The organism is Streptomyces sp. NPDC060184 (assembly GCF_042728795.1).
Lineage (GTDB): Bacteria > Actinomycetota > Actinomycetes > Streptomycetales > Streptomycetaceae > Streptomyces.
Genome location: NZ_JBHWYX010000024.1, coordinates 85,334 through 106,678, shown reverse-complemented (window position 1 = coordinate 106,678; position 21,345 = coordinate 85,334). Strand labels below are relative to the sequence as shown.

The 21,345-nt window shown below is 72.6% G+C and carries 16 protein-coding genes; 9 read left to right on the top strand and 7 right to left on the bottom strand.

Annotated elements, in window-relative coordinates:
• Positions 1 to 827 precede the first annotated feature (827 nt).
• The gene (locus tag ACFWEE_RS18120; protein WP_386890208.1) at positions 828 to 1,706 is read right to left on the bottom strand and encodes a menaquinone biosynthetic enzyme MqnA/MqnD family protein; all 879 of its coding nucleotides are present in this window, start codon (positions 1,704 to 1,706) and stop codon (positions 828 to 830) included.
• Positions 1,707 to 2,245: 539 nt separating this feature from the next.
• On the opposite strand from ACFWEE_RS18120, the gene ACFWEE_RS18115 reads away from it, so the two are divergent.
• The 4 genes from ACFWEE_RS18115 (at position 2,246) to ACFWEE_RS18100 (ending at position 7,286) form a co-directional block, all read left to right on the top strand.
• Positions 2,246 to 2,449, top strand: coding sequence for a cold-shock protein (locus ACFWEE_RS18115; protein WP_327176284.1), 204 nt, complete (start codon positions 2,246 to 2,248; stop codon positions 2,447 to 2,449).
• A 197-nt stretch (positions 2,450 to 2,646) separates the two neighbouring features.
• Positions 2,647 to 3,486: a MerR family transcriptional regulator gene (locus ACFWEE_RS18110; protein WP_386890207.1), complete on the top strand. Its 840-nt coding sequence runs from the start codon at positions 2,647 to 2,649 to the stop codon at positions 3,484 to 3,486.
• Positions 3,487 to 3,882: 396 nt separating this feature from the next.
• Positions 3,883 to 6,885: a BTAD domain-containing putative transcriptional regulator gene (locus ACFWEE_RS18105; RefSeq protein WP_386890205.1), complete on the top strand. Its 3,003-nt coding sequence runs from the start codon at positions 3,883 to 3,885 to the stop codon at positions 6,883 to 6,885.
• 209 nt (positions 6,886 to 7,094) lie between these two features.
• A complete protein-coding gene (locus ACFWEE_RS18100) occupies positions 7,095 to 7,286 on the top strand; it encodes a hypothetical protein (RefSeq protein WP_386890204.1) in 192 nt (63 codons plus the stop codon).
• A gap of 283 nt (positions 7,287 to 7,569) precedes the next feature.
• On the opposite strand, the gene ACFWEE_RS18095 is transcribed toward ACFWEE_RS18100, so the two are convergent.
• Positions 7,570 to 8,151, bottom strand: coding sequence for a hypothetical protein (locus ACFWEE_RS18095; protein WP_386890203.1), 582 nt, complete (start codon positions 8,149 to 8,151; stop codon positions 7,570 to 7,572).
• 376 nt (positions 8,152 to 8,527) lie between these two features.
• On the opposite strand from ACFWEE_RS18095, the gene ACFWEE_RS18090 reads away from it, so the two are divergent.
• A complete protein-coding gene (locus ACFWEE_RS18090) occupies positions 8,528 to 9,145 on the top strand; it encodes a hypothetical protein (RefSeq protein ID WP_386890201.1) in 618 nt (205 codons plus the stop codon).
• Positions 9,146 to 9,205: 60 nt separating this feature from the next.
• Here ACFWEE_RS18090 and ACFWEE_RS18085 read toward each other — a convergent pair whose 3' ends face one another.
• Together ACFWEE_RS18085 and ACFWEE_RS18080 are read right to left on the bottom strand one after the other, a co-directional pair.
• Complete coding sequence (locus tag ACFWEE_RS18085; RefSeq protein WP_386890200.1) at positions 9,206 to 11,632, bottom strand: PQQ-binding-like beta-propeller repeat protein; 2,427 nt, start codon at positions 11,630 to 11,632, stop codon at positions 9,206 to 9,208.
• A 451-nt stretch (positions 11,633 to 12,083) separates the two neighbouring features.
• Entirely contained in the window at positions 12,084 to 14,324 is a 2,241-nt protein-coding gene (locus ACFWEE_RS18080) for an MMPL family transporter (protein WP_386890198.1), read from the bottom strand.
• Positions 14,325 to 14,655: 331 nt separating this feature from the next.
• Here ACFWEE_RS18080 and ACFWEE_RS18075 point away from each other — a divergent pair, with 331 nt between their 5' ends.
• Positions 14,656 to 15,894 carry a sensor histidine kinase gene (locus ACFWEE_RS18075; RefSeq protein WP_386890197.1) on the top strand — a complete coding sequence of 413 codons (1,239 nt, stop codon included), beginning with the start codon at positions 14,656 to 14,658 and terminating at the stop codon, positions 15,892 to 15,894.
• A gap of 26 nt (positions 15,895 to 15,920) precedes the next feature.
• Here the strand turns inward: ACFWEE_RS18075 and ACFWEE_RS18070 are convergent, their stop codons facing one another.
• Together ACFWEE_RS18070 and ACFWEE_RS18065 are read right to left on the bottom strand one after the other, a co-directional pair.
• Positions 15,921 to 16,592 carry a response regulator gene (locus ACFWEE_RS18070; RefSeq protein ID WP_386890228.1) on the bottom strand — a complete coding sequence of 224 codons (672 nt, stop codon included), beginning with the start codon at positions 16,590 to 16,592 and terminating at the stop codon, positions 15,921 to 15,923.
• Between the two features lie 161 nt (positions 16,593 to 16,753).
• Complete coding sequence (locus tag ACFWEE_RS18065; protein ID WP_386890195.1) at positions 16,754 to 17,566, bottom strand: VOC family protein; 813 nt, start codon at positions 17,564 to 17,566, stop codon at positions 16,754 to 16,756.
• A 507-nt stretch (positions 17,567 to 18,073) separates the two neighbouring features.
• Between ACFWEE_RS18065 and ACFWEE_RS18060 the strand changes: the two genes are divergently transcribed.
• The 3 genes from ACFWEE_RS18060 to ACFWEE_RS18050 all read left to right on the top strand — a co-directional run bounded on the left by ACFWEE_RS18060 (position 18,074) and on the right by ACFWEE_RS18050 (position 20,826).
• On the top strand, positions 18,074 to 18,724 hold the full coding sequence (locus ACFWEE_RS18060) for a TetR family transcriptional regulator (RefSeq protein WP_386890193.1): 651 nt from the start codon (positions 18,074 to 18,076) through the stop codon (positions 18,722 to 18,724).
• Positions 18,725 to 18,925: 201 nt separating this feature from the next.
• Positions 18,926 to 19,612: a pyridoxal 5'-phosphate synthase gene (locus ACFWEE_RS18055; protein ID WP_386890191.1), complete on the top strand. Its 687-nt coding sequence runs from the start codon at positions 18,926 to 18,928 to the stop codon at positions 19,610 to 19,612.
• A 98-nt stretch (positions 19,613 to 19,710) separates the two neighbouring features.
• Entirely contained in the window at positions 19,711 to 20,826 is a 1,116-nt protein-coding gene (locus tag ACFWEE_RS18050) for a tyrosine-protein phosphatase (protein WP_386890189.1), read from the top strand.
• A gap of 68 nt (positions 20,827 to 20,894) precedes the next feature.
• Here the strand turns inward: ACFWEE_RS18050 and ACFWEE_RS18045 are convergent, their stop codons facing one another.
• Entirely contained in the window at positions 20,895 to 21,263 is a 369-nt protein-coding gene (locus tag ACFWEE_RS18045) for an FKBP-type peptidyl-prolyl cis-trans isomerase (RefSeq protein ID WP_386890188.1), read from the bottom strand.
• Between the last annotated feature and the right edge of the window lie 82 nt (positions 21,264 to 21,345).

Sequence of the window (21,345 nt, the reverse complement as noted above, 5' to 3'; positions counted from 1 at the left end):
GAAACTTTCCACCGATTCCCCGCCGGAAAGCATGCCCTTCCCCGGGTTACGGAATGCTGAATTCCGCTTTTCGCTCCCTCCCTCCCTCCCTCCCTCCCTCCCTCCCTCCTACCTGTAGGGACGGCGGAGACGACCTCACCCGCGTCAGGCACTCCCTGGGCCGGAGAGGAAGGCAAAGGGGTTACCGATGGACGGGGAAAAGATGAGCGGAAAGAGACGAGCCGGCAACAGCAGCGCGCGAAGACGTGGAAATGCAGGCATCAGCGAGGAGATCCCCCGGAAGGAATAGGAGGAGGGGGACGGGGATGACGCGGAGAGCGCATCGACAAGAAGGAATGAAGCCCTTTCGGTGCGCGCACCAAAGGCCCTTCGCCGCCCGGCCATTCCCCGCCGAGGGGCCGAAGCAACGACCCGCACGGGAGTACCGCGCGCCTCGCCGCCCTCTCCGGGGCACGGCAGCCCGCTTTCGCCTCGGGTATCCCCGGACCGCCCCGGAGAACAGGAGAACGGCGTCGGAGGATCGGGCGTTCGGGAAGAAAGCCGCGAAAGACAGCGAAGGCCGAGAAGCGAGAGAAAGGGGCGACGAGAGGGACACCCAGGGCTGCCCCGGGGTCAAGGCGAGGGCGGTGGAGGTGGCGGCGGGGCCGCCCGCGCGCATGCGTCGGAGCACGTACCGGCCGGGGCGTGTGCGCGGCGGCCGGTACGTGCTCGTCAAGACGGACGGGGCCACGGTCGCGGGGCCCGTCAGGCACCCATGCGCAGGGGCCCGGGCAGCGGGCGGCCGTACTGCGTGGGGTCGTACGGCCGTGGGGTCGTACGGTGTGGGGTCAGCCGCCGAGCAGCTCGACGCGCACGTCCTCCGGGTAGCCGGTGGTGCCACCGGTCCGCCGGGCGAACTCCTTCACGCCCGCGAGCTGGTCGGGCCCGAAGCGGAAGTCGAGGGTGGTGAAGTACTTCTCCAGCACCTCCGCGTCGAAGGCCTCCCAGCGCGCGGCCTGCTCGGCGACCTTGGTGACCTCTTCGAGGGACACGTCCCGCGAGGCCAGGAACGCCTTGTGCACCTTGTCGACGTACTCCGGCTCGGCGGCCAGGTAGTCCTTGCGGGCGGCCCAGACGGCGAAGACGAACGGCAGCCCGGTCCACTCCTTCCACATCTGACCGAGGTCGTGGACCTGGAGGCCGAGACGCGGGGCGTCGTGCAGGTTGGCGCGGAGGGCGGCGTCGCCGATCAGTACGGCGGCGTCCGCCTCCTGCATCATCGCGGCGAGGTCGGGCGGGCAGGTGTAGTAGTCGGGCTGCACTCCGTAACGCTCGGCGAGCAGCAGCTGAGCCAGCCGGACGGAGGTGCGGGAGGTCGAGCCGAGGGCCACCCGCGCCCGGTCGAGCTGCTCCAGGGGCACCTGCGAGACGATCACGCACGACATGACGGGGCCGTCGCAGCCGACAGCGATGTCGGGGAAGGCGACCAGGTCGTCGGCGTTGCGCAGGAACTCCACCAGGGTGATGGGGCCGATGTCCAGGTCACCCTTGACCAGCTGCTCGCTGAGCTTCTCCGGGGTGTCCTTCGACAGCTCCAGATCGAGCAGGGTCCCTGTCCGCGCCAGCCCCCAGTAGAGGGGAAGGCAGTTCAGGAACTGGATGTGGCCGACGCGGGGCCGGCTGCGGCGATGGCCGCCTTCGACGGGAGAGACGGTTGAATTGTCCACATCGCGAGGCTAGACCTGCGTCCGGGCGGCAGCATCACCGGGGCGATCGCGGGCGCCGTCACCGTGCGACCACCGGGGCGATCACGGGCGCCGTCACGGTGCGACCACCGGGGCGATCACGGCGTGGGCCCTCGTGCCGACGGCGCTCCCCCAGGCGCGTTCCGCTCTCCTTCGGCACACCCCTCCGCGCCACACTTCGCGCCCCCTCGCGCCCCTCGCCACCGCTCTCTACGCGCCCCCGTCGCACCCCCTCCGCACGGACCACCTCGGCCCGCCCCCGCACCCGCCCTCACACCCGCTTCCGCACCCGCCGCGCGATGCGCCGGTCACCTATCGGATCACCCAATCAAACATTCGAGTGAAGTGATCTTTCCCTCTACCGCTCCCCAGAGGCTGCGTGCTAGGCTCGCCCGCAAGTTGCAGTTTGGTTTCCCTTGCAGTACAAAGCCTGCGGATCATGTAACCCGCAGGCTTTTGTAGTTTTCAGACTTCTTTGCAGGTTCTGGAGCAGGGCAACCCTTTGGCCCAAGGAGGGCTTTATGGCTACCGGAACCGTCAAGTGGTTCAACGCTGAAAAGGGCTTCGGCTTCATCGCCCAGGACGGCGGCGGCCCGGATGTCTTCGTTCACTACTCCGCGATCAACGCGTCCGGGTTCCGCTCCCTCGAGGAGAACCAGGTCGTGAACTTCGACGTCACTCAGGGTCCGAAGGGCCCGCAGGCTGAGAACGTCACCCCGGTCTAGTTGCCCGGGTCGGCCGATCGCGGCCGGTAAGCAGTATCCAAGGAGCCCCGCCCTTTGCTTCGGCAAGGGACGGGGCTCCTGCCTTTGCCCCGGCAGCCCGCCCGCATCCGCATCCGCGCCCCCGCCTCCACGTCGCCATCCAGTTCCGCGCCGCCCTTGACCCTCACACCGTGTGAAGCCGTGCACTCGGAGACATCATGTTCACCATCGGAGATTTCGCCAGGTACGGACGGGTGTCGCCCCGCATGCTGCGCCACTACGACGCGATCGGGCTGCTGCGCCCGGACCGTACCGACCCGGCCAGTGGCTATCGCTTCTACGGCGCCGCCCAGCTCGCCCGTCTCAACCGCATCATCGCGCTCAAGGATCTCGGCTTCACGCTCCAGGAAGTCGGGAGCATCCTCGACGACGAGATCACCGCGCAGGAGCTGCGCGGGATGCTGCGGCTGCGGCGCGCAGAGCTGGAGGCGGCGATGGCAGCGGCGGCAGCACGGCTGAACCAGGTGGAGGCGCGACTCCGGTCGATCGAGAGTGAGGGACGCATGGACACCGAAGACGTCGTCATCAAGCAGGTTCCGGCGGTACGGGTCGCCGAACTGACCGGCACGGCCGCCGGGTTCCGGCCGCAGGACATCACCCCGGTGATCGTCCCCCTGTACGAGCGGCTGTTCCCGTTGCTGGCCGCGGCGGGGGTCACTCCCACCGGCCCGGGGGTCGCCCGGTACGAGGACGCCCCGGACGACAAGAACACCTCTGCGGGCGCGGTCCTCGTGCACGCCGGAGTGACGGTCTCCGCGCCGGTCGGGCCGGTCGGCGACAGCGGCGTCAGGGTGGTGGAGTTGCCCGCGTTCGAGGCGGCCACCCTCGTGCACCGGGGCTCGATGGACGCGGTTCTCTCCACCGAGCAGGTACTCGCCCGCTGGCTGGACAACAGCGGTTACCGGTCCGTCGGTTACACCCGGGAGGTCAACCTGGAGTGCCCCGAGGAGAAGGAGAAGTGGGTGACCGAGTTGCAGCAGGCGATCGTCAAGGCCTGACCCCGCACCCGTGACCCACCCCGGCCGGGGCCCATCCACACGCCCCGGCCGGGGCCCTCGCACACCCTCGGCCGACCCTGACCGGTCCCGAACCGACCCCCGAGCCGCCCCCGAACCGACCCTCGGCCCGCCCCGGCCGACCCTCGGCCCGCCCCGGCCGGCGTCCGGCAGCCCCCGGTCCGCTGGGCAAGGTTCCGCGATCGTTGTCGAAGCCTTGTGCAGAGCATCACGCAGTGCTGACGGGGTAGCCCGCGACAAGGCAGACTGTCGACAGCGGTATCAACGGTACGGATCGGTCCGGAAACGCCCTCACGTCATACCCGGGTGCTCCTCCGCGCCCCGGTGCCGGCGACCACGGCAGGGCCGAGCGGGGCGGAAGCAGGACAGGGGGCATCAATGGAGCGCGACGACGGGCCGGGCGGGCGCGTTCCGGAGCAGAGCGCCACGCACGGGCCGGTGTCCGCGGCCGAACCGTGCCCCGCTCCGGAATCCCGAGCCCCCGCCTTGCACTTCGCCGTCCTCGGGCCCGTACGTGTCCGGCTCGGCGAGACCCCGCTGGCCTCCGGTTCTCCGCAGCAGCGTGCCCTGTTGGCGGCGCTGCTCCTCCGGGACGGCCGTACCGCGACCGCCTCCGAGCTGATCGACGCCATCTGGGGCGAGGAGTCGCCGCCCCGGGCGTTGGCGGCGATCCGTACGTACGCCTCCCGGCTGCGCAAGGTGCTCGGGCAGGACGTGCTGGTCAGCGAGTCCGGCGGATACGCGATCCGGCTCCGTGGGGGTTCCCTCGACGTGCGTCGGGCCCAGGAGTCGGTGAGCGCGGCGGAGAAGGCGCGGGCGTCCGGCGACCGGGCGCGGGCCCGGGATCTGATCGCACAGGCCCTGGCCGCCTGGGACGGCGAGACGCTGGCCTCCGTACCCGGGCCGTACGCGGAGAACCAGCGCACCCGCCTGGAGGAGTGGCGCCTCCAGCTGACCGAGACCCGGCTCGATCTGGATCTGGAGCTGGGCCACCACGCGGAGGCGGTCTCCGAACTCACCGCGCTCACCGCCGCACATCCGCTGCGGGAGCGGCTGCGCGAGCTGCTGATGCTGGCGCTGTACCGCAGCGGCCGGCAGTCCGAGGCGCTCGCGGTGTACACGGACACCCGGCGCCTCCTCGCGGAGGAGCTGGGCGTCGATCCGTGCCCCGAGCTCTCCCGGCTCCAGCGGCGCATCCTGTCCGCGGACGACGAACTGGCCCGTCCCGTCGAGGAATCCGCGCCCGTGGCGCCGGCCGCCGTGCGTCCCGCCCAGCTTCCGGCCGCGGTCGCGGACTTCACCGGACGCGACTCCTTCGTGCGCGAGCTCGGTGACCGGCTGGCGACGGCCGAGGGTTCGGTGATGGCGGTGTCGGCGCTGGCGGGCATAGGGGGCGTCGGCAAGACCACGCTCGCCGTGCACGTCGCCCACCGGTCCCGGAACCACTTCCCGGACGGCCAGTTGTACGTGGACCTCCAGGGTGCGGAGGCCCGGGTCGCGGAGCCGGAGACCGTGCTCGGTGCGTTCCTGCGTGCGCTGGGTACCCCGGAGTCGGCGATTCCGGACTCGCTCGACGAACGGGCCGCGCTGTACCGGTCGGCGCTCGACGGCCGCCGGGTCCTGGTGCTGCTCGACAACGCCCACGACGCCGCACAGGTAAGGCCGTTGCTGCCCGGGACGCCCGGGTGCGCCGCCCTGGTGACGAGCCGGGTGCGGATGATCGACCTGGCCGGGGCGCATCTGGTGGACCTGGACGTGATGTCCCCGGCGGAGTCCTTGCAGCTCTTCACCCGGATCGTCGGTGAGGAACGGGTGGGCGCGGAGCGGGAGGCGGCCCTCGACGTGGTGGCCGCCTGCGGGTTCCTGCCGCTGGCGATCCGTATCGCCGCCTCGCGGCTGGCCTCGCGGCGCACCTGGACGGTGTCGGTGCTGGCGGCCAAGCTCGCCGACGAGCGGAGCAGGCTGGACGAGCTGCGGGCGGGCGATCTCGCGGTGAAGGCGACGTTCGAGCTGGGATACGGCCAGCTGGAGCCCGCCCAGGCCCGTGCCTTCCGTCTCCTCGGTCTGGCGGACGGCCCCGACGTGTCGCTGGCGGCTGCGGCGGCGCTCCTCGATCTGGAACCGCAGGTGGCCGAGGACATCCTGGAGTCGCTGGTCGACACCTCCCTGGTGGAGTCGGCCGCACCGGGGCGTTACCGGTACCACGATCTCGTCCGCCTCTACGCGCGTGCGTGCGCCGAGCGCGACGAGCATCCTCCCGAGGAGCGGGCGCGGGCGCTCTCCCGGCTGATCGACTTCTACCTCGCGACCGCCGCGGCCGTGTACGCGCTCGAGCGGCCGGGCGACCGGCTGGTGGACCATCTGGAGCCCACCAAACGGGCCGGGTTGGCCTTCGCCGACCGGGCCGCGGCGCTGGACTGGCTGTACGCGGAGGCGGCCACGATCCTCGCCTGCGCCCGCCAGTCCGCCGGGGCCGCCACCCTGCGGCGTGCGGTGGACCTGCTGTGGGCGGCGCTGGACCTCGGGGAGTCGGGGGCCAACGCGAAGGAGTACGAGACGACGGCGCTGGCGCTGCTGGGCGCGGCGTCGGGCTGCGGTGACCGCCGTGCGGAGGTGCGCGCGCTGGTCACCCTCGCCGATGTGCACCACGCCTCGGGCCGGTTCGACCAGGCCGAACGGGAGGCGGCCCGGATCATGGCGCTCGTCGACCCGGCGCTGGACCCGCTGCCGAAGTGCTGGGCGTCGAACGCGCTCGGGATCATGGCGCTCTACCAGAGCCGCCACGACGACGGCGAGACGTACTTCTCCCAGGCCATCGACGCGTTCCGGCTGGTCGGCGACCGGCCGGGCGAGGCGAGCGCGCTCTGCAACCTGTCCCGTATCCACCTGGCGACCGGCCGCACCGGCAGCGCGGTGGAGCTGGCGCAGCGGGGCACCGACATCTACGACGGCATGGGCCACGCCCTCCGCAGCGCCAACGGCCGCTATGCCCTGGGCATGGCGCTGACCACGAGCGAGTCGTTCGACGCTGCCACGGACCGGTTGCAGGAGGCTCTGGTGGTCTTCCGCGAGAGCCGGCAGCGGCTGTGGGTGGGGATGACGCTGTTCCGCCTCGCGGAGGTCGATCTCGCGGCCGGGCGCGCGGTGCAGGCCGCCGCCGAGGCCGAGCAGTCGCTGACCGCGCTGCGCGGGATCGGCGGCGACTGGCGGAAGGCCAACGTGCTCACCGTGCTGGGCCAGGCCCTGGTACGGATCGGCCAGTTCGGCCGGGCGCAGGTCTGCTGGCACGAGGCGCTCGGGATCTACGACGGGCTGGGCTCCCACGAGGCCGCGGACGTGCGCGCTCTGCTGGACCGGTTCGCGTCCGTGCTGCCCGCGTGACGTCCCGGCAGCGGACGTTCATCATTCGTTTATCGCGGACCGGCACTCTTCCTTCTAGTCGATCCGTCGCGTCGGGGGGCAGACGGGGCGACCGTGGGCCGTGGCACTAAGGTGAGCGGCTCTTGGCGGGGCCCGTACGGCAGTCGATTTCGGGGGAACTGCCGTACGGGCCTCGCCCACCCCATACGAAGAATCGCAGGGAGCGGAACATGGCGGACGCCGAGAAGGACTCCAAGCTCACCACCCAGGACATGCACGCCACCGGCACCGAGGTCACCGCCGAGGAGCTGACCACGCTGGACATGCACGCCACGGGAACCTCGAAGCTGCTGACCACGCAGGCCACGGGCGGTACGGCGACGACCGACGACATGCACGCCACGTCGGAGCCCGTCACCTGACAAACTTTTTTCATCACGGGGGCCCGGGGCTCGGGGGAGCCGCGGGGCACGGGGGAACGGCCGCGGTGGCGCGGAGGGGGAGCCACCGCGGCCGTCGTGCGTCCCGCGGCGGAACAGCGGCCACGAGCCCGGCGGGCACGAGCCGGACAGAGGCCACTGGCCAGGCGCGCACGAGCCGGAACGGGAGCCGGGAGCCCGGCGTACGGAAACGGGAAGAGGCCCGACGCGACCACGTCGCGTCGGGCCTCTCGGCGTCCTGCCGGTGGCGTCGTCCGTTCCGGCGTCAGCGGGCGAGCACCGCCGTGGCGGAGCAGCGGTACACCTCGTCCACCTTGGCCGGGGTAGCCATGGGCACCGTGAACTTCTTCGGGGCCATGCCGTCGGTGGCGTCTAGTTCGACCTTCTTGTGGGCCGTGTCGAGCAGGTTGCCCGCGGAGTCGAAGAACGTCACGGTGATCGCGACCTTGGCGGCGCCGTAGCTGGTCGGGGTGAGTTCGACCTGCGAGGAGGTCACCGCCTTGCGCGAACCGTCCGCCGGCTGGGCGCACTTGATCACCCGCACGGTCGGGGCGGAGTCGGCCGACGCCGTGTACGCGGTGGTCGGATCGTTCGTGGGCGTGCTGTATCCGGAGTTCGATCCGGAACTCCCGGAGCCCGAACCCGAGCCGTCGTCATCGTCGTCGTAGTCGTTGTTGCCGGTGCTGCTGTGGTAGCCGCCGTTGGACGACCTGGAGCTGGAGCAGCCGCCGCCGGAGCCGTGGCTCGACCCGCTGTGACCGTGGCCGTGGCTGGACTTGGAGAACCCGGTGAGTGAGAGCACCACCACCGCCAGGACCGCCGCCAGTTTGATCTGTTGCCGCATCATGGATGCAGCCCCCCTCGTGTCTCGTCTTCTTCTTCGCGACGCCTTCTCCCGGCGCCTTCTCCCGACGTTCGTTTCCGGACCAGCATCGGGGCGAAGGCCCCGTGCCGCGTCATGACCCTGTCATGGATTGGTCATGATGTGCCTCGCGGGGCCGAAAACCATGGGTCGGGCGGACCGAAAGTGGCGCACGGGACGGGACGGACCGGAAGTGACGTGCGGGACGGGACCTCCCGCACGGTGCGGGGCGGGGGTCGCGGCGTCGCTTCGAAGTCGCGGGGGCGGAAGGTCGGGCGTAGCGTCGAGCGCGAGAGCGTCACGCAGGTGTCCGCGCGTGCGCCGTCGGTTGGGTTCGCGCGCATGGCGCAGGAGGCTGACGATGATCCGCAACGTCCTCGGCTCCGTGGTCGCTCTCGCAGGAGCGGCGGCCGTCGTCCTGAGCCCCTTCCGTGACTGGTACGACGGCCGCCCCGGGCACGATTACCGTGTGCGGGACCTCTTCGAGGGGATCACCACCACCTCGTCGGCGGTGATGGTCTCCTTGTTCCTTCCCTTCCTGGTGGTGGCGGTGCTTGCCGTGGCCGGGGTCGCGCTCCGCTCGCGGCTCGTGGTGGCGCTCGGCGGGCTGGTCGCGCTCGGCTTCACCGTGCTGTGGATGGTCCGCCAGGGCCAGGCGACGGGGAGCCTGACGGTGGACCCGGACGGTTCCGGGCTCCAGTGGGGGGTGGCTCTCGCCCTGGGCGGCGGCCTCCTGCTGCTGATCGGGTCCCTGGTGATGTCGGGCCGCCGCCGACGCGGGCGCGGACGGGACGCGGGTACGGGCACCCCGGACTACGACGCCCGCACCGCGCCGTACCCCACCCCCGGCTACGAGCACCCCGACACCTGGCCGCCCACGCAGGAGCCGGGCCCGTCCGCGCAGACGAGCCCGTACCCCGAGCCGGAACCGGACCCGTACACCGGACCGGAGGACCCGCGCAGGCACGACGGCCCCTGACCCCTCGGGTGGGCGCCGCGCGCGGGCCCCGGAGCGGCCCGCGACGAGCGGCACCCGTCACTACCGCGCCCGGTTGTTCCCCGTCCCCGTGCCCTTCAGGGCGTCCAGCGCGTAGACGCACCGGTCCTTGCTGCAGGCGTAGACGACTCCGGCGCGAGCGACCGGGGAGCCGGTGATCTCGCCGCCGGTGGCGAGCTTCCAGCGCAGGGTGCCGCCCGCCGCGTCCAGGGTGTAGAGGACGTGGTCGGCGGAGCCGAAGTGCACGCGCCCGTCCGCGACGACGGGGCTGCCGACCACGTCGCCGCCGGCCGCGAACCGCCACTTCGGGGTGCCGGTCACCGCGTCGAGGGTGTAGAGCGCGCTGCCGCTGCCGACGTGCACGTTTCCGCCGGTGACCAGCACGGGTTCGACGGAGTGGCGGGCCTCCGTGGCGATGCGCCAGCGGTCCTTGCCGTTCGCGGCGTCGAGCGCGTAGACCGTACCGAGGTAGTCCGCGAGGTACACGCCTCCCCCGGTCACCGCCGGGCCGGGCGCGAACGCGGGCGGCGAGAGGAAGACGGCGGGCGCCTCGAAGTGCCAGCGCACATGGCCCGAGACGCTCTCCACGGCCAGCACCCGGGTGCCCGCCGCGACGTAGACGTTGCCGTCCGGCGCCGGGGTGACCCGGACCGGGACACCGCCGCAGGACGCCGCGTCGCCGACGGGGTACGACCAGCGCTCGGAGCCGGTACGGGCGTCGAGCGCGCGCAGCCGGGCGTCCTGCCAGACGTACGCGATCCCGTCGTGGAGCGCCGGGCCGGCCTCCGCCGTCTCGAAGTCGGTCTGGGCGCCGGCGATCTCCCACAGCTGCTCGCCGCCGCCCGCGTCCCACGCCTGGACGCCGCCTCCCCGGGTCCCGGTCAGGAGGGTGCCCCGGTCGGCCTTGAGGGAGTAGACCCAGGCGTCGGTCCGCCGCCGCCACCGTTCGGTGCCGCTCATGGCGTCCAGCGCGTAGAGGGAGGGGCCGTCGGAGGCGTGGATCGTCCCGCCGTCGACGGCCATCGCCCAGGCCACGTCCCGGGTCTTGAACTGGCGCCGGCCGTTGCCGATGTCGAGCGCGTGGATCTCGAAGGACGTGACGTAGAGCAGGCCGCCCGCGACGACCGGGGTGCCCCAGACGTCGTTGGACATGCGGAAGCGCCAGGGGCGCCAGCGGTCGGGCGCGGCGGGCGCCGCCTCGGGGGCGGTGGCCGGCGCCGGTACGGGCGCGGTGACCGGGGCCGGGAGCGCACCGGCGAGCCCGGCGGGCGGGCGGACCCACCCGGTGGCGGCGGCCGGGTGCGCGGCGGCGGCGCCCCGGATCTCGGCGGCGCGCGGTCCGGGCCCGATCGCGACCTTCGCGCCGATCAGACGGACCGGCCCGCCGTCGGTGGAGGGCGCCGCCGGTGCCGGGGGGCCTGCCGAGGGGCCGGGGCCCACGGGCAGCGCGGGCCGGGCGGGCGGCGGGGGAATCGGGGCGGTCTCGGGCAGCCGGTTGGTGTCCCAGTCGGCGGCCGGCGGGCGCGGGGGCGGCGGCGGGGCCACCACCTGGGCGGGGGCGGGCGCCATGGTGCGTCCGCCGCCGCGCCGCTGCTCGATCATCGCGGTGGCCCGGCCGGGCAGCCAGGCCGACGCGGTGCCGCTGTCGTCGCTGCCCGAGGCGAACAGGTGCGGGGCGAGCTGCGCCTGGAGGTCGGCGGGGCTGGGGCGGCGGGACGGGTCCATCTGCATGCAGGACTCGATCAGCGGGCGGAGTTCGTCCGGCAGCCCTTCGGTGTCGGGACCTTCGCGCAGCAGCATGAACACGGTCTCCACCGGGTTGGCGCCGTGGAAGGGCGCGTGGCCGGTGGCCGCGAAGACGAGGGTCGAGCCGAGCGAGAAGACGTCGCTCGCGCCGGTGACGCTGCGCGAGTCGCGGGCCTGCTCGGGCGACATGTAGGCGGGGGTGCCCACGGCGACGTTCGTCATGGTGAGGCGGGTGTTGGACACCCCGGAGGCGATGCCGAAGTCGATGACCCGGGGGCCGTCCTCCACGACGAGCACGTTGGACGGCTTCAGGTCGCGGTGGACGAGCCCGGCACCGTGGATGGACTGGAGGGCCTCGGCGATACCGGCGGCCAGCCAGCGGACGGCCTGGGTGGGCATGGGCCCGCACTCGTTCACTATCTCTTCGAGCGAGGGGGCGGGTACGTACGCGGTGGCCAGCCACGGCACGGCGGCGCGCGGGTCGGCGTCCACCACGGCGGCGGTGTAGAACCCGCTCACCGCGCGGGCGGCCTCCACCTCGCGGGTGAACCGGACGCGGAAGAGCTGGTCCTCGGCGAGCTCGGTGCGGACGGTTTTGATCGCGACGCGTCTGCCCGACGCCGAGCGCGCGAGATAGACGAGCCCCATGCCGCCGGCTCCGAGCCGTCCCAGCACCTCGAACGGGCCGATCCGTCTCGGGTCGTGCTGCGTCAGCTGCTCCACTTGCCTGCCACCTCCCCGTACGGGCCCTGGTCCCACGACCCTGCCCGCGAATTCCCGCCCCGTGCAGCGTCTCACCACCGGGCACCACCTGGCGGTGCGCACCCCGATTCTTCCTGGCGCGGCCCCCAGTTGCGAACCCGGGGGCGAATCGGGGTGTCACCAGCCCTGTCGGTGGCGGGAGGACGGGCTCCGCTGCTATGGGCCCGCTCCCGCGCAACCGCCGTACGGGCGACGGAAAGGCGTGCACGGAGCACGGGGTGTGGCCGAAGTGCGCTGGCGCGCACTCGCGTTGTTCGCGCGGTCCGTCCGGTGCGCGAGCGGGGGCGTGCGCAGAACCTCCGCGCACGCCCCCGGGTCAGGGGTCCCCGGCCACCGGCCCTCCGGTCGCGGGCCCCGGGCCACCGGCCCTCCGGTCGCGGTTCCCCGCTCTCGCGGGTTCCCGTACGTCCCGTCAGTACCGGCCGCTGAGCTGCGGGGTGGTCTCCGCTGCGGGCCCGCGATCCGCCTCGGCCTCCGGGTCGTGGCGGGCCAGCTTCTCGCCCTCGATGTCGACCTCGGGCAGGATGCGGTCGATCCAACGCGGCAGCGTCCAGGCGTGCTTGCCGAGGAGGGTGAGGACGGCGGGCACGATCGTCATGCGGACGACGAAGGCGTCCAGGGCGACGGCGACCGCGAGCGCGAAGCCCAGGGCCTTGATGATGGCCTCGTGCGAGCCGATGAAGCCGGCGAACACCGAGATCATGATGAGGGCGGCGGCCGTGACGACCTTCGCGCTGTGGCGGAAGCCGGTCTCGACCGCCATACGGGGATCGGCGCCGTGGACGTACGCCTCGCGCATCCGGGTCACCAGGAAGACCTGGTAGTCCATGGCGAGTCCGAAGACGATGCCGACCATCAGGATCGGCATCAGGCTCATGATCGGACCGGTCTGCTCCAGGCCGAACAGATCCTTCAGCCAGCCCCATTGGAAGACCGCGACGAGCGAGCCGAGCGAGGCGAGGACCGAGAGCAGGAAGCCGAGCGCCGCCTTGACCGGCACCAGGATCGAACGGAACACCAGGATCAGTACGAGGAAGGCGAGCCCGACGACGAGGACGAGGTAGGGCGCGATGGCGGCGCTGAACTTGTCCGAGACGTCGATGTTGAGCGCGGTGGTCCCGGTGACCATGGCGCGGGCGCCGTTCTCGGCCTGGGACTTCCCGGCCAGGGAGCGGATGTTCGCGACGAGGTCCTTGGTGGCGTCGGTGGTCGGTCCGCTGCCGGGGACGACGGTGATGATCGCGGTGTCGCCGGCCTGGTTGAAGGCGGCGGGCGACACGCCCTTCACGTCGGGCAGCGCGGCGATGGCCTTGCCGAGGGACGCGGCGGTGCCGGCCGCGGTGGCCGGGGTCCGGTCGTCGACGGTGACGATCAGGGGCCCGTTGAAGCCGGGGCCGAACGACTCGGAGAGCAGGTCGTACGCCTTGCGCTGGGTGGACGAGGGTGCCTTGGAACCGTCGTCCGGCAGCCCGAGCTTGAGGTCGGCCGCGGGCAGCGCGAGGGTGCCGAGGGCGACGACGGCGAGGACCAGGACCGCGGCGGGCCGGCGCATCACCAGGGCTATCCAGCGACGGCCGACCGTGGCCCTGGGGGCGCCGTTCACGGTCTTCACCGGGGCGGGCTCTCCACCGCGCTTCCGGGCGCGGCCGAGGACCCGCTCGCTGCCGAAGCTCAGCAGCGCGGGGACCAGGGTGATCGCGACCAGCACGGCGACGACGACGGCACCGGCGGCGGCGAGGCCCATCGCGGTGAGCAGCGGCAGATCGACCACGGAGAGCCCGGCGAGGGCGATGATCACGGTCACACCGGCGAAGACGACGGCGGAGCCCGCTGTCCCGTTGGCACGTGCGGCGGCCTCCTTCGCGTCGTAGCCGTCGGCGCGCTCGGCGCGGTAGCGGGACACGATGAAGAGGGCGTAGTCGATGCCGACGGCGATGCCGAGCATCGAGGCCAGCGCGGAGGTGCTGCTGTCGAGCTCGAAGGTGGCGCTGACCGCGGTGATCAGCGACGTGCTGACGCCCACGCCCGTCAGGGCGGTGAGCAGCGGGAAGCCCGCGGCGACCAGCGATCCGAAGGTGACGACGAGGACGAGGGCGGCGAGCAGGAAGCCGATGGCCTCGGCCGCCATCCCCTGCTCGGGTTCGGCGAGCGCGTCGCCGGACGCCTCCACGGTCAGGCCCTGGTCACGGCCTGTTTCCAGCGCCTCGTCGATGCCGGTGTGGTCGGCGTCGGTCAGGTCGGCGGCCCCGACGGTGTAGGTGATCTGCGCGTAGGCGGTGACGCCGTCCGCGCTGACCGTCTTGGCCGCGAAGGGATCACTGACCTGCGCGACACGGGAGGAGGAGTCCTTCAGTTCCGCGAGGACCTTCTCCATGGCGGCCCGGTTGGCGCCGCCGTCGACCCGCTCCCCCTGCGGGGCACGCACCACGACGCGGGCGCTGGCGCCCTCGGCGTTGGCGGCGGGGAACTTCTCGTCGAGGAGGTCGAAGGCCCGCTGCGACTCGGTCCCGGGCAGGGAGAAGTTGGAGGAGGCCGTGTTCGTGGTGCCGGCGGCGACGGCACCGACGGCACCGAGGACGACGGCCCACAGGACGACGACCAGCCAGCGCCGCCGGAAGGCGAAGCGGCCGATCCTGTGCAGGAAGGTAGCCATGAGAGTGGAGGGCTCCGTAAAGGGTGCGTGGTGAGGGTGGGGCGCGGGCGGTGGCGGACACGGGGCCGCGGCGCCCGCCGCCGGGTGGGGCGGCGGGGGCCACGGCGCGTGCCGGCCCCGTCCCCACGGGCGGCAGCACACCCGGCACCGTCGCCGCGTGCGACGGCACGGCCTCCGGCGCCCGGCCTCGGGAGAGGCGCCGGGCCACCGGTGATCACCATGGTGTCCCGCGCGGGTGCCCGGCCAGGTCGGTCACAGGTACCGTTCCGGCGCCGGTCTGTCGGTCATTCGGCCGACACCGCACCCCGGGCCGCTCCTTAGGCTGGTGGGCGTGGACTGGCACCTTCCGTTTGCTCCGGCCGTCAGACGGCTCATCACCACGTTCAGCCTGCTCGCGCTCGCCATGACGTGGCTGGCGGACCTCGCCCTGCTGAGCTTCGCCCCGGACGCCTTCTCCCCCGCCACCAACTGGCTGCCCGTCCTGGTGACCGGCCCCCTCGCCGCGCTGACCGTCGCGGAGACCCGCCGTTCGCCCCCCATGCGGTGGCGCGTCGCGGGCGTGGTGGCGGTGTCGCTGACGCTGACGGCCGTCTGTCTGGCGGTCGCCCCGGCGCAGTCCTCCTTCGGCGGGCTGGAGGGCGCGGCGTTGATCGCCCTGGTGATCCGCACCATCGCCCAGGCCCCGAGCACCAGGGCCGCCGCCCTCTCCACGGCCGCGCTCGGCGTGGCCGCGCTGTTGCTGCCGCTGCGGATGCGCTCCTGGGCGGTGTTCGTCCCCGGGGGGTACGTACTCACCGTGGCGCTCACCATCGGCATCACCCTCGGGTGTGCGATCCGCGCCCTGGAGGCCCGTCGGCGGCGCAACGTCGCCGATGTCCGGCAGGCCGAACGCCTGGCGCTCGCCCGTGACCTGCACGACCTGATCGCCCACCACATGACCGGCATCATCGTGCAGGCCCACGCGGCGACGGCGATCCACGAAACCGCCCCGGAGAAGGTGGAGCCGATCCTGCGGAACATCGCCCGGTCCGGCACCGAGACGCTGGAGTCCATGCGCCGCCTGGTCCGGGTCCTGCGGGAGGAGGGCCACGTCCCGCAGCGCCCCGGCGATCTGCTGAGCGAGCTGGCCGAGCTGACGGCCGCCCATTCCGCACCCGGCGCGTCCGGCTCCCCGGCCTGCCCCGCCCGGCTGGAGGCCACCGCGTCGGCGCGCACCGCACAGCTCAGCCCGGAGGTGGAGATCTCCGTGTTCCGGGTCGCTCAGGAGGCGCTGACCAACGTCCGCCGGCACGCCCCGGGCTCCCGGGCCGCGGTGCGTCTCGACGTGGACGCGGGCTGGCTCTGGGTCACCGTCACCAACACCGCCTCGCCCAAGGGCTCTCCGTCGCCCGCCGGGGGGTCCAGCGGTTTCGGGCTGATCGGACTGCGTGAGCGGGTGGAGGCACTGGACGGGACCCTGCGGGCGGGCGGGGTGCCCGGGGGCGGCTGGGAGGTCGGGGCGGGATTCCCGCTCCACGCGCCGCCCGCGTCCGCCGCCGCCTGCTCGGCTCCGGCGGCCTTCGGTCCGTGAGTCCCGGCAGGGCCCGCCGGGTGTGCTCAGCCGCGCGGCCGGACCACCCCGTGCTCCCAGGCCCACGCAGCGACCTCGACCCGGTTGCGGGCGTCCAGCTTGCCCTGGATACGGCCCAGGTAGGTCTTCACCGAGGAGAGCGAGAGGAAGAGCTCGGCGCAGATCTCCTGGTTCGTGCGTCCCACCGCGACCAGCCGCACGATGTCCCGCTCCCGGGTGCTCAGCAGCCCCTGGGGTTCGGTCCGTGCGGCGAGGACGCCGCCCTGTTCCGCCTGCTCCAGGCGCCGCAGCAGCCGTACCGTCACCGCCGGGGACACCAGCGCGTCGCCCCGGGCCGCCGCCTGCACGGCCTCCACCAGCAGCGCCGGGGTGGCGTCCTTCAGCAGGAAGCCGCAGGCGCCGTTGCGCAGGGCGCCGCGCACGTAGTCGTCCTGGTCGAAGGTGGTGATCACCACGACGTTCATCGGGTCGGCGACTCCGGGGCCGGCCAGCAGCCGGGTCACCTCAAGGCCGTCGAGGCGCGGCATCCGGATGTCGGCCAGCACCACCCTCGGCCGCAGCCTGCGGGCCAGTTCCACGCACTCGACGCCGTCCGCCGCCTCCCCGACCACCTCGATGCCCGGCTGCGCGTCCAGGATCATGCGGAACCCGGCCCGGACCAGCTCCTGGTCGTCGGCTATCACCACGTCGATCTTCATCCCGGACACGGGCCCGTCCTATCACGGCCCCGTACGGACCCGCGGGGACGGGTCCGCGGGTACGGGTCCACCGGTACGAGCCCGGGGGACGGGTCCACCGGTGACGGCTCCGTGGGCGCCCGCGGACCCGGGCCACCGGCCCGCCCAGGGCGGCACACGGCCTACGGCAGCATCAGCTCCGCGGGCTGGAGCACGGCGAACGCGGCGCCCTGGTCGTCCTGGAACGCCGCCATCCGCCCGTACGGGATGTCGAACGGTACGGCGGTGACCCGGCCGCCCAGCTCCCGCACCCGTTCGGCGGTGCGGTCGCAGTCGGCGACGGCGAAGTACGTCAGGAAGTGGCTGGGCATCATCTCGGGGAAGTCGTCCGTGATGACGCTCCGGCCGCCGATCGCCGTGTCGGGGCCGGGGGTGGCGCCGGGCGGGGACCACATGCGGAAGTCGATGCCGCTCTCGGCCGTCCCGGGATCCCCGCTGGTGGCGGCGTCCAGGTCGGCGCTGCGGAAGCCGAAGACGGCGGCGTAGAAGGGGTCCACCCGGTCGGGGCGGCGGGTGTAGAGCTCGGTCCAGCAGTACGAACCGGGTTCGTTCTGCTTCTCGAAGCCCGGCCGCTCCTCCGCCTGCCACAGCCAGAAGGCGGCACCGTCCGGGTCGACGGCCTGCGCCAGGATTCCGGCGCGGCCCGCGCGGACGGGGTCGGTGATGATCTGGCCGCCCTCCGCGCGGATCGCGGAGACGGTGGCCCGGATGTCGTCGGTGGCGAAGTGGACGCCCCAGGTCGTGGGCATCCGGCCGTCCGTCTTGGCGGCGAGCGCGGCGACGAGCCGGCCGTCGCTGTAGGCGTCGGCGAAGGGCATGCCGTCCCCGGCGCGGAAGGTCCAGCCGAAGAGCCCGCCGTAGAAGCGCTTGCCCGCTTCGAGGTCCGAGAGGTGCACCTCCACCCAGCAGGGCACGGAGTGCGCGAATGCCGCCATGGGCCGGGTCCTTCCCTCGCCGGGAGCGCGGTCCTGCCGCGCGGCCGGGCGCGTCACGTGGGCGTGACACCTGTCCCGGCCAACGTAACGGCGCCCGCGCTCCCCCGCGAGAGGGACGGCGGCGCGACGCGACGGGACACGGACGTGACGGGACACGGCAGGACGTAACGGGAGGAGGTGGACGCGACGGACCTGGGACGCCGGCCGGATCGGCGGACCGGGCGGATTCCGCACACCGGCCCGCTCGGCGGATGCGCCGGGCCGGGGAGGAAAGTTGTCCACCGATGTTGTCCACAGGCTGTTGATAACACTTACTCGCGCATCCGTCCGCTCGCGCGACCTCTGGTGAACACGCACGCCGCAAAGGCAACAGAAGTATCCACCGGCCTCTTCGGACCACACGAAAAAGATGGCCGAAATACCACCCGCCGCCCTCTGCGCGCTGGGTAATTCCCCATTTGCACTCGGCCGAATCGCGCTCCGTTCACCCGTCGGTAAGCTGACGGCATGACAGGACAAGTACGCACCGTCGACGGCCGCGTGGCCGGTCGGCGCGGTCAGGCGACGCGGCAGAAGCTGCTCGATTGCCTCAGCGAGATGCTCGGCTCCTCGCCGTACCGGGACGTCAAAGTCATCGACGTCGCACGGAAGGCGGGGACTTCACCCGCGACTTTCTATCAGTACTTCCCGGACGTGGAAGGCGCTGTCCTCGAAGTCGCCGACGAACTGGCCAAGGAGGGCACCGGGCTGAACGAACTGGCCTCCGGACGCTCGTGGGTCGGTAAGGCGGGCTGGCAGGCGGCCGAGGAACTCGTCGACGGGTTCCTCGACTTCTGGCGCCGCAACGACGCGATTCTCCGTGTGATCGACCTCGGTTCGGCCGAGGGCGACAAGCGGTTCAACAAGATCCGCGTGAAGATCCTGAGCTCGTTCACCAACTCCCTGACGGACGCGGTGAAGGAGCTCCAGGGCAAGGGCAAGGTCGACAAGGACGTCAACCCGGCCGCGGTGGCGGGATCGCTCGTCGCCATGCTGGCCGCCGTCGCCTCGCACCAGAAGGCCCTGACCACGGGCACGGGTGTCAAGGTCGGCGAACTCCGCCCGAACCTCGCCCTGTTGGTGCACCTCGGTGTCACCGGCAAGAAGCCCACGAAGTAGGCGCCCGCGACGGATCCACCCCCCTTCACCGGGCGGCGCACGGCCAACCCCGGACGCCCGGCATCCTGTCTCACCGACGGCGGGCCACACGCGCGATGTGGCCCGCCGTCGGTGTACCCGGGACATGCCGGTGGACCCGGGACATGCCGCGTCCCGCGTCCCGCGCCCCCCTCCCCCGCCGCGGCCTGCTGCAATGGCGCCATGAGCGACGACGACGCGTCCCGTACCGACGCACACACCGCCTTCCTCCGCCTGCTGCACGCGCAGCGCGTGTGGGACACCGAGCTGCCCGGATTCGATCCGGCGACCGCGCCCGACGCGCCCGTCCCCCTCTTCCACGCCTGGTTCGCCGAGGCCGTGGCCGCCGGGCAGCCCGAACCGCACACCATGGCGCTGGCCACCGTCGACGCCTACGGCCACCCGGACGTGCGGACGCTGATGCTGCACGACGCGGACGAGCGCGGCTGGCGCTTCGCGACCCACGCCACCAGCGCCAAGGGCCACCAGCTCGCCGCCCACCCGCACGCGGCGCTCGCCTTCTACTGGCCGGTGCAGGGCCGGACGGTACGGGTACGCGGCCCCGTCGCCCTCGGGTCCGCCGAGGAGAGCCGGGCCGATCTGCACGCCCGCTCCACCGGCGCACTCGCCTCCGGCCTGGTCGGGCGGCAGAGCGAGGTCCTGGACGACCTCGGGGAGCTGGCCCGCGCCTCGGACGCCGCGTGGCGGCGGGCGCGGGACGAACCCGGGGCGGAGGTGGCGAGCTGGCGGCGGTACGTCGTCCAGCCGCAGGAGGTCGAGTTCTTCCAGGGCGACCCCCGCCGCCGCCACGTACGGCTCCGCTACCGCCGCCGGGGAGCGGGGTGGGTGCGAGAACTGCTCTGGCCGTGAGCCTGCGAAGCACACGGGCCCAGAGGTGCAGCTCGGCTTTGTCAGCAGTTCATCCGGGGTTTCCCCCTTGCTCGTCCGGCAAAAGCAGGCTCACCCCCATGAACACCATGAACCGCGCCAAGGTCTCCGCGGCCGTCGCCGCCGCCGCTCTGCTCGTCGGGGCCGGTGCCTCGGCCGCTTCGGCCGCGCCCCACCACGCCTCCGCCCACCGGGGCAAGCCGTCGGCCTCGCACGAGCGTGGGCAGCAGCACCAGCAGCGGATACCGTTCACCGCCGCGACCGTCACGGCGAACGACAACGGTTCGTACACCCTGAGCTGGAACGCCCCCGGCGTCCGCCAGGTCACCATCAAGGCGAACGGCAAGGTCGTCGCCCGGGGCGGCAGCCACGCCACGGTGACCGTGAAGCACCTGCCGGCGTCGGACCGCCAGTGGTTCGACTTCGTGCCGTCGGAGGGTGGCTCGCTCCACCTCGCGGACCGCGAGATCGCGCTCCAGGGCACGGTCAACTTCCGTGACGCGGGCGGTTACCGCACCAGCACGGGCCAGTGGGTCAAGATGGGCGAGGTCTACCGCTCCGGTGCCCTGAACACCCTCACCGCCGCCGACGTCGCCAAGCTGAACCGCCTCGGCATCAAGGTCGACTTCGACCTGCGCACCGCCGGTGAGCGCACCTCCGCCCCGGACACCGTGCCGGCCGGTGCGCGGTACGTGGTCGCCGACGTCATCGGTGGCGACGTCACCTCGGCGATCGACCTGTCCTCCGCCGAGAAGTCCGCCCAGTACATGGTGGACGGCGAGAAGGCGATGGTCAGCTCGGCCACCGGCAAGGCCGCCTACCAGCAGGTCTTCGCCGGTTTGGCCGACGACGACCAGCACGCGGTGCTCTTCCACTGCTCGGCCGGCAAGGACCGCACGGGCTGGGCGAACGCCGCGCTGCTGACCGCGCTCGGCGTGCCGAGGGCCACGGTCATGCAGGACTACCTGGCCAGCAACACCTACCGGGCCGAGGCGAACGCCGCCGCGCTGGCCGCGATGCCGGCCGACATGGCCGCCGCGTACAAGCCGATGCTGGACGTCCGCGCCGAGTACCTGAACTCCGGCTTCGACGAGGTCGAGGCCGCGTTCGGCTCGTTCGAGAACTACGAGAAGAAGGGCCTCGGCCTCTCCTCGAAGGAGATCGAGGAGCTGAAGTCGTCGCTGCTGGTCGGCTGAGGCCCGCCGCCACGGCGCGAAAGCGCGGGTGCCCTTCTCCCCGGAGAGGGGCGCCCGCGCTCTCCGCGTCACGACGTCTCGATCAGGTCCACGACGAAGACGAGCGTCGAGCCCGGCGGGATCAGCGCGGAGGGCGACTGCTTGCCGTAGGCGAGGCGCGGGGGGACGACCAGCTCGCGGCGCCCGCCGACCCTCATCCCCACGATGCCCCGGTCCCAGCCCTTGATGGCCCGGCCGCCGCCCACGGCGAACTTGAACGGGGTGTCCCGCTCCCAGGAGGAGTCGAACTCCTTTCCCGTCGCGAAGGTGACTCCGACGTAGTGGACCCGGACGACCTGGCCGCGCCTGGCCTCTTTTCCGTCGCCGACGACGAGGTCCCTGATCCGCAGTTCGGTCGGCGGATCGCCCACGGGGGGTTCGATCTCGGGCTTCTCCATCGCGGCCTCTCTCTTTCGGTTACCGGGTTCTCCCGGGTACGTATTCCGGTCGGTGCCGCGGTCCGGATTCCGGTCCGTATTC

What these genes read in the sequence shown, in the direction of transcription:
- ACFWEE_RS18115 (WP_327176284.1), top strand. Translation starts at nt 2,246, where the DNA reads ATGGCTACCGGAACCGTCAAGTGGTTCAACGCTGAAAAGGGCTTCGGC.
- ACFWEE_RS18110 (WP_386890207.1), top strand. Translation starts at nt 2,647, where the DNA reads ATGTTCACCATCGGAGATTTCGCCAGGTACGGACGGGTGTCGCCCCGC.
- ACFWEE_RS18105 (WP_386890205.1), top strand. Translation starts at nt 3,883, where the DNA reads ATGGAGCGCGACGACGGGCCGGGCGGGCGCGTTCCGGAGCAGAGCGCC.
- ACFWEE_RS18100 (WP_386890204.1), top strand. Translation starts at nt 7,095, where the DNA reads ATGGCGGACGCCGAGAAGGACTCCAAGCTCACCACCCAGGACATGCAC.
- ACFWEE_RS18095 (WP_386890203.1), bottom strand. Translation starts at nt 8,151, where the DNA reads ATGATGCGGCAACAGATCAAACTGGCGGCGGTCCTGGCGGTGGTGGTG.
- ACFWEE_RS18090 (WP_386890201.1), top strand. Translation starts at nt 8,528, where the DNA reads ATGATCCGCAACGTCCTCGGCTCCGTGGTCGCTCTCGCAGGAGCGGCG.
- ACFWEE_RS18080 (WP_386890198.1), bottom strand. Translation starts at nt 14,324, where the DNA reads ATGGCTACCTTCCTGCACAGGATCGGCCGCTTCGCCTTCCGGCGGCGC.
- ACFWEE_RS18070 (WP_386890228.1), bottom strand. Translation starts at nt 16,592, where the DNA reads ATGAAGATCGACGTGGTGATAGCCGACGACCAGGAGCTGGTCCGGGCC.
- ACFWEE_RS18065 (WP_386890195.1), bottom strand. Translation starts at nt 17,566, where the DNA reads ATGGCGGCATTCGCGCACTCCGTGCCCTGCTGGGTGGAGGTGCACCTC.
- ACFWEE_RS18060 (WP_386890193.1), top strand. Translation starts at nt 18,074, where the DNA reads ATGACAGGACAAGTACGCACCGTCGACGGCCGCGTGGCCGGTCGGCGC.
- ACFWEE_RS18055 (WP_386890191.1), top strand. Translation starts at nt 18,926, where the DNA reads ATGAGCGACGACGACGCGTCCCGTACCGACGCACACACCGCCTTCCTC.
- ACFWEE_RS18050 (WP_386890189.1), top strand. Translation starts at nt 19,711, where the DNA reads ATGAACACCATGAACCGCGCCAAGGTCTCCGCGGCCGTCGCCGCCGCC.
- ACFWEE_RS18045 (WP_386890188.1), bottom strand. Translation starts at nt 21,263, where the DNA reads ATGGAGAAGCCCGAGATCGAACCCCCCGTGGGCGATCCGCCGACCGAA.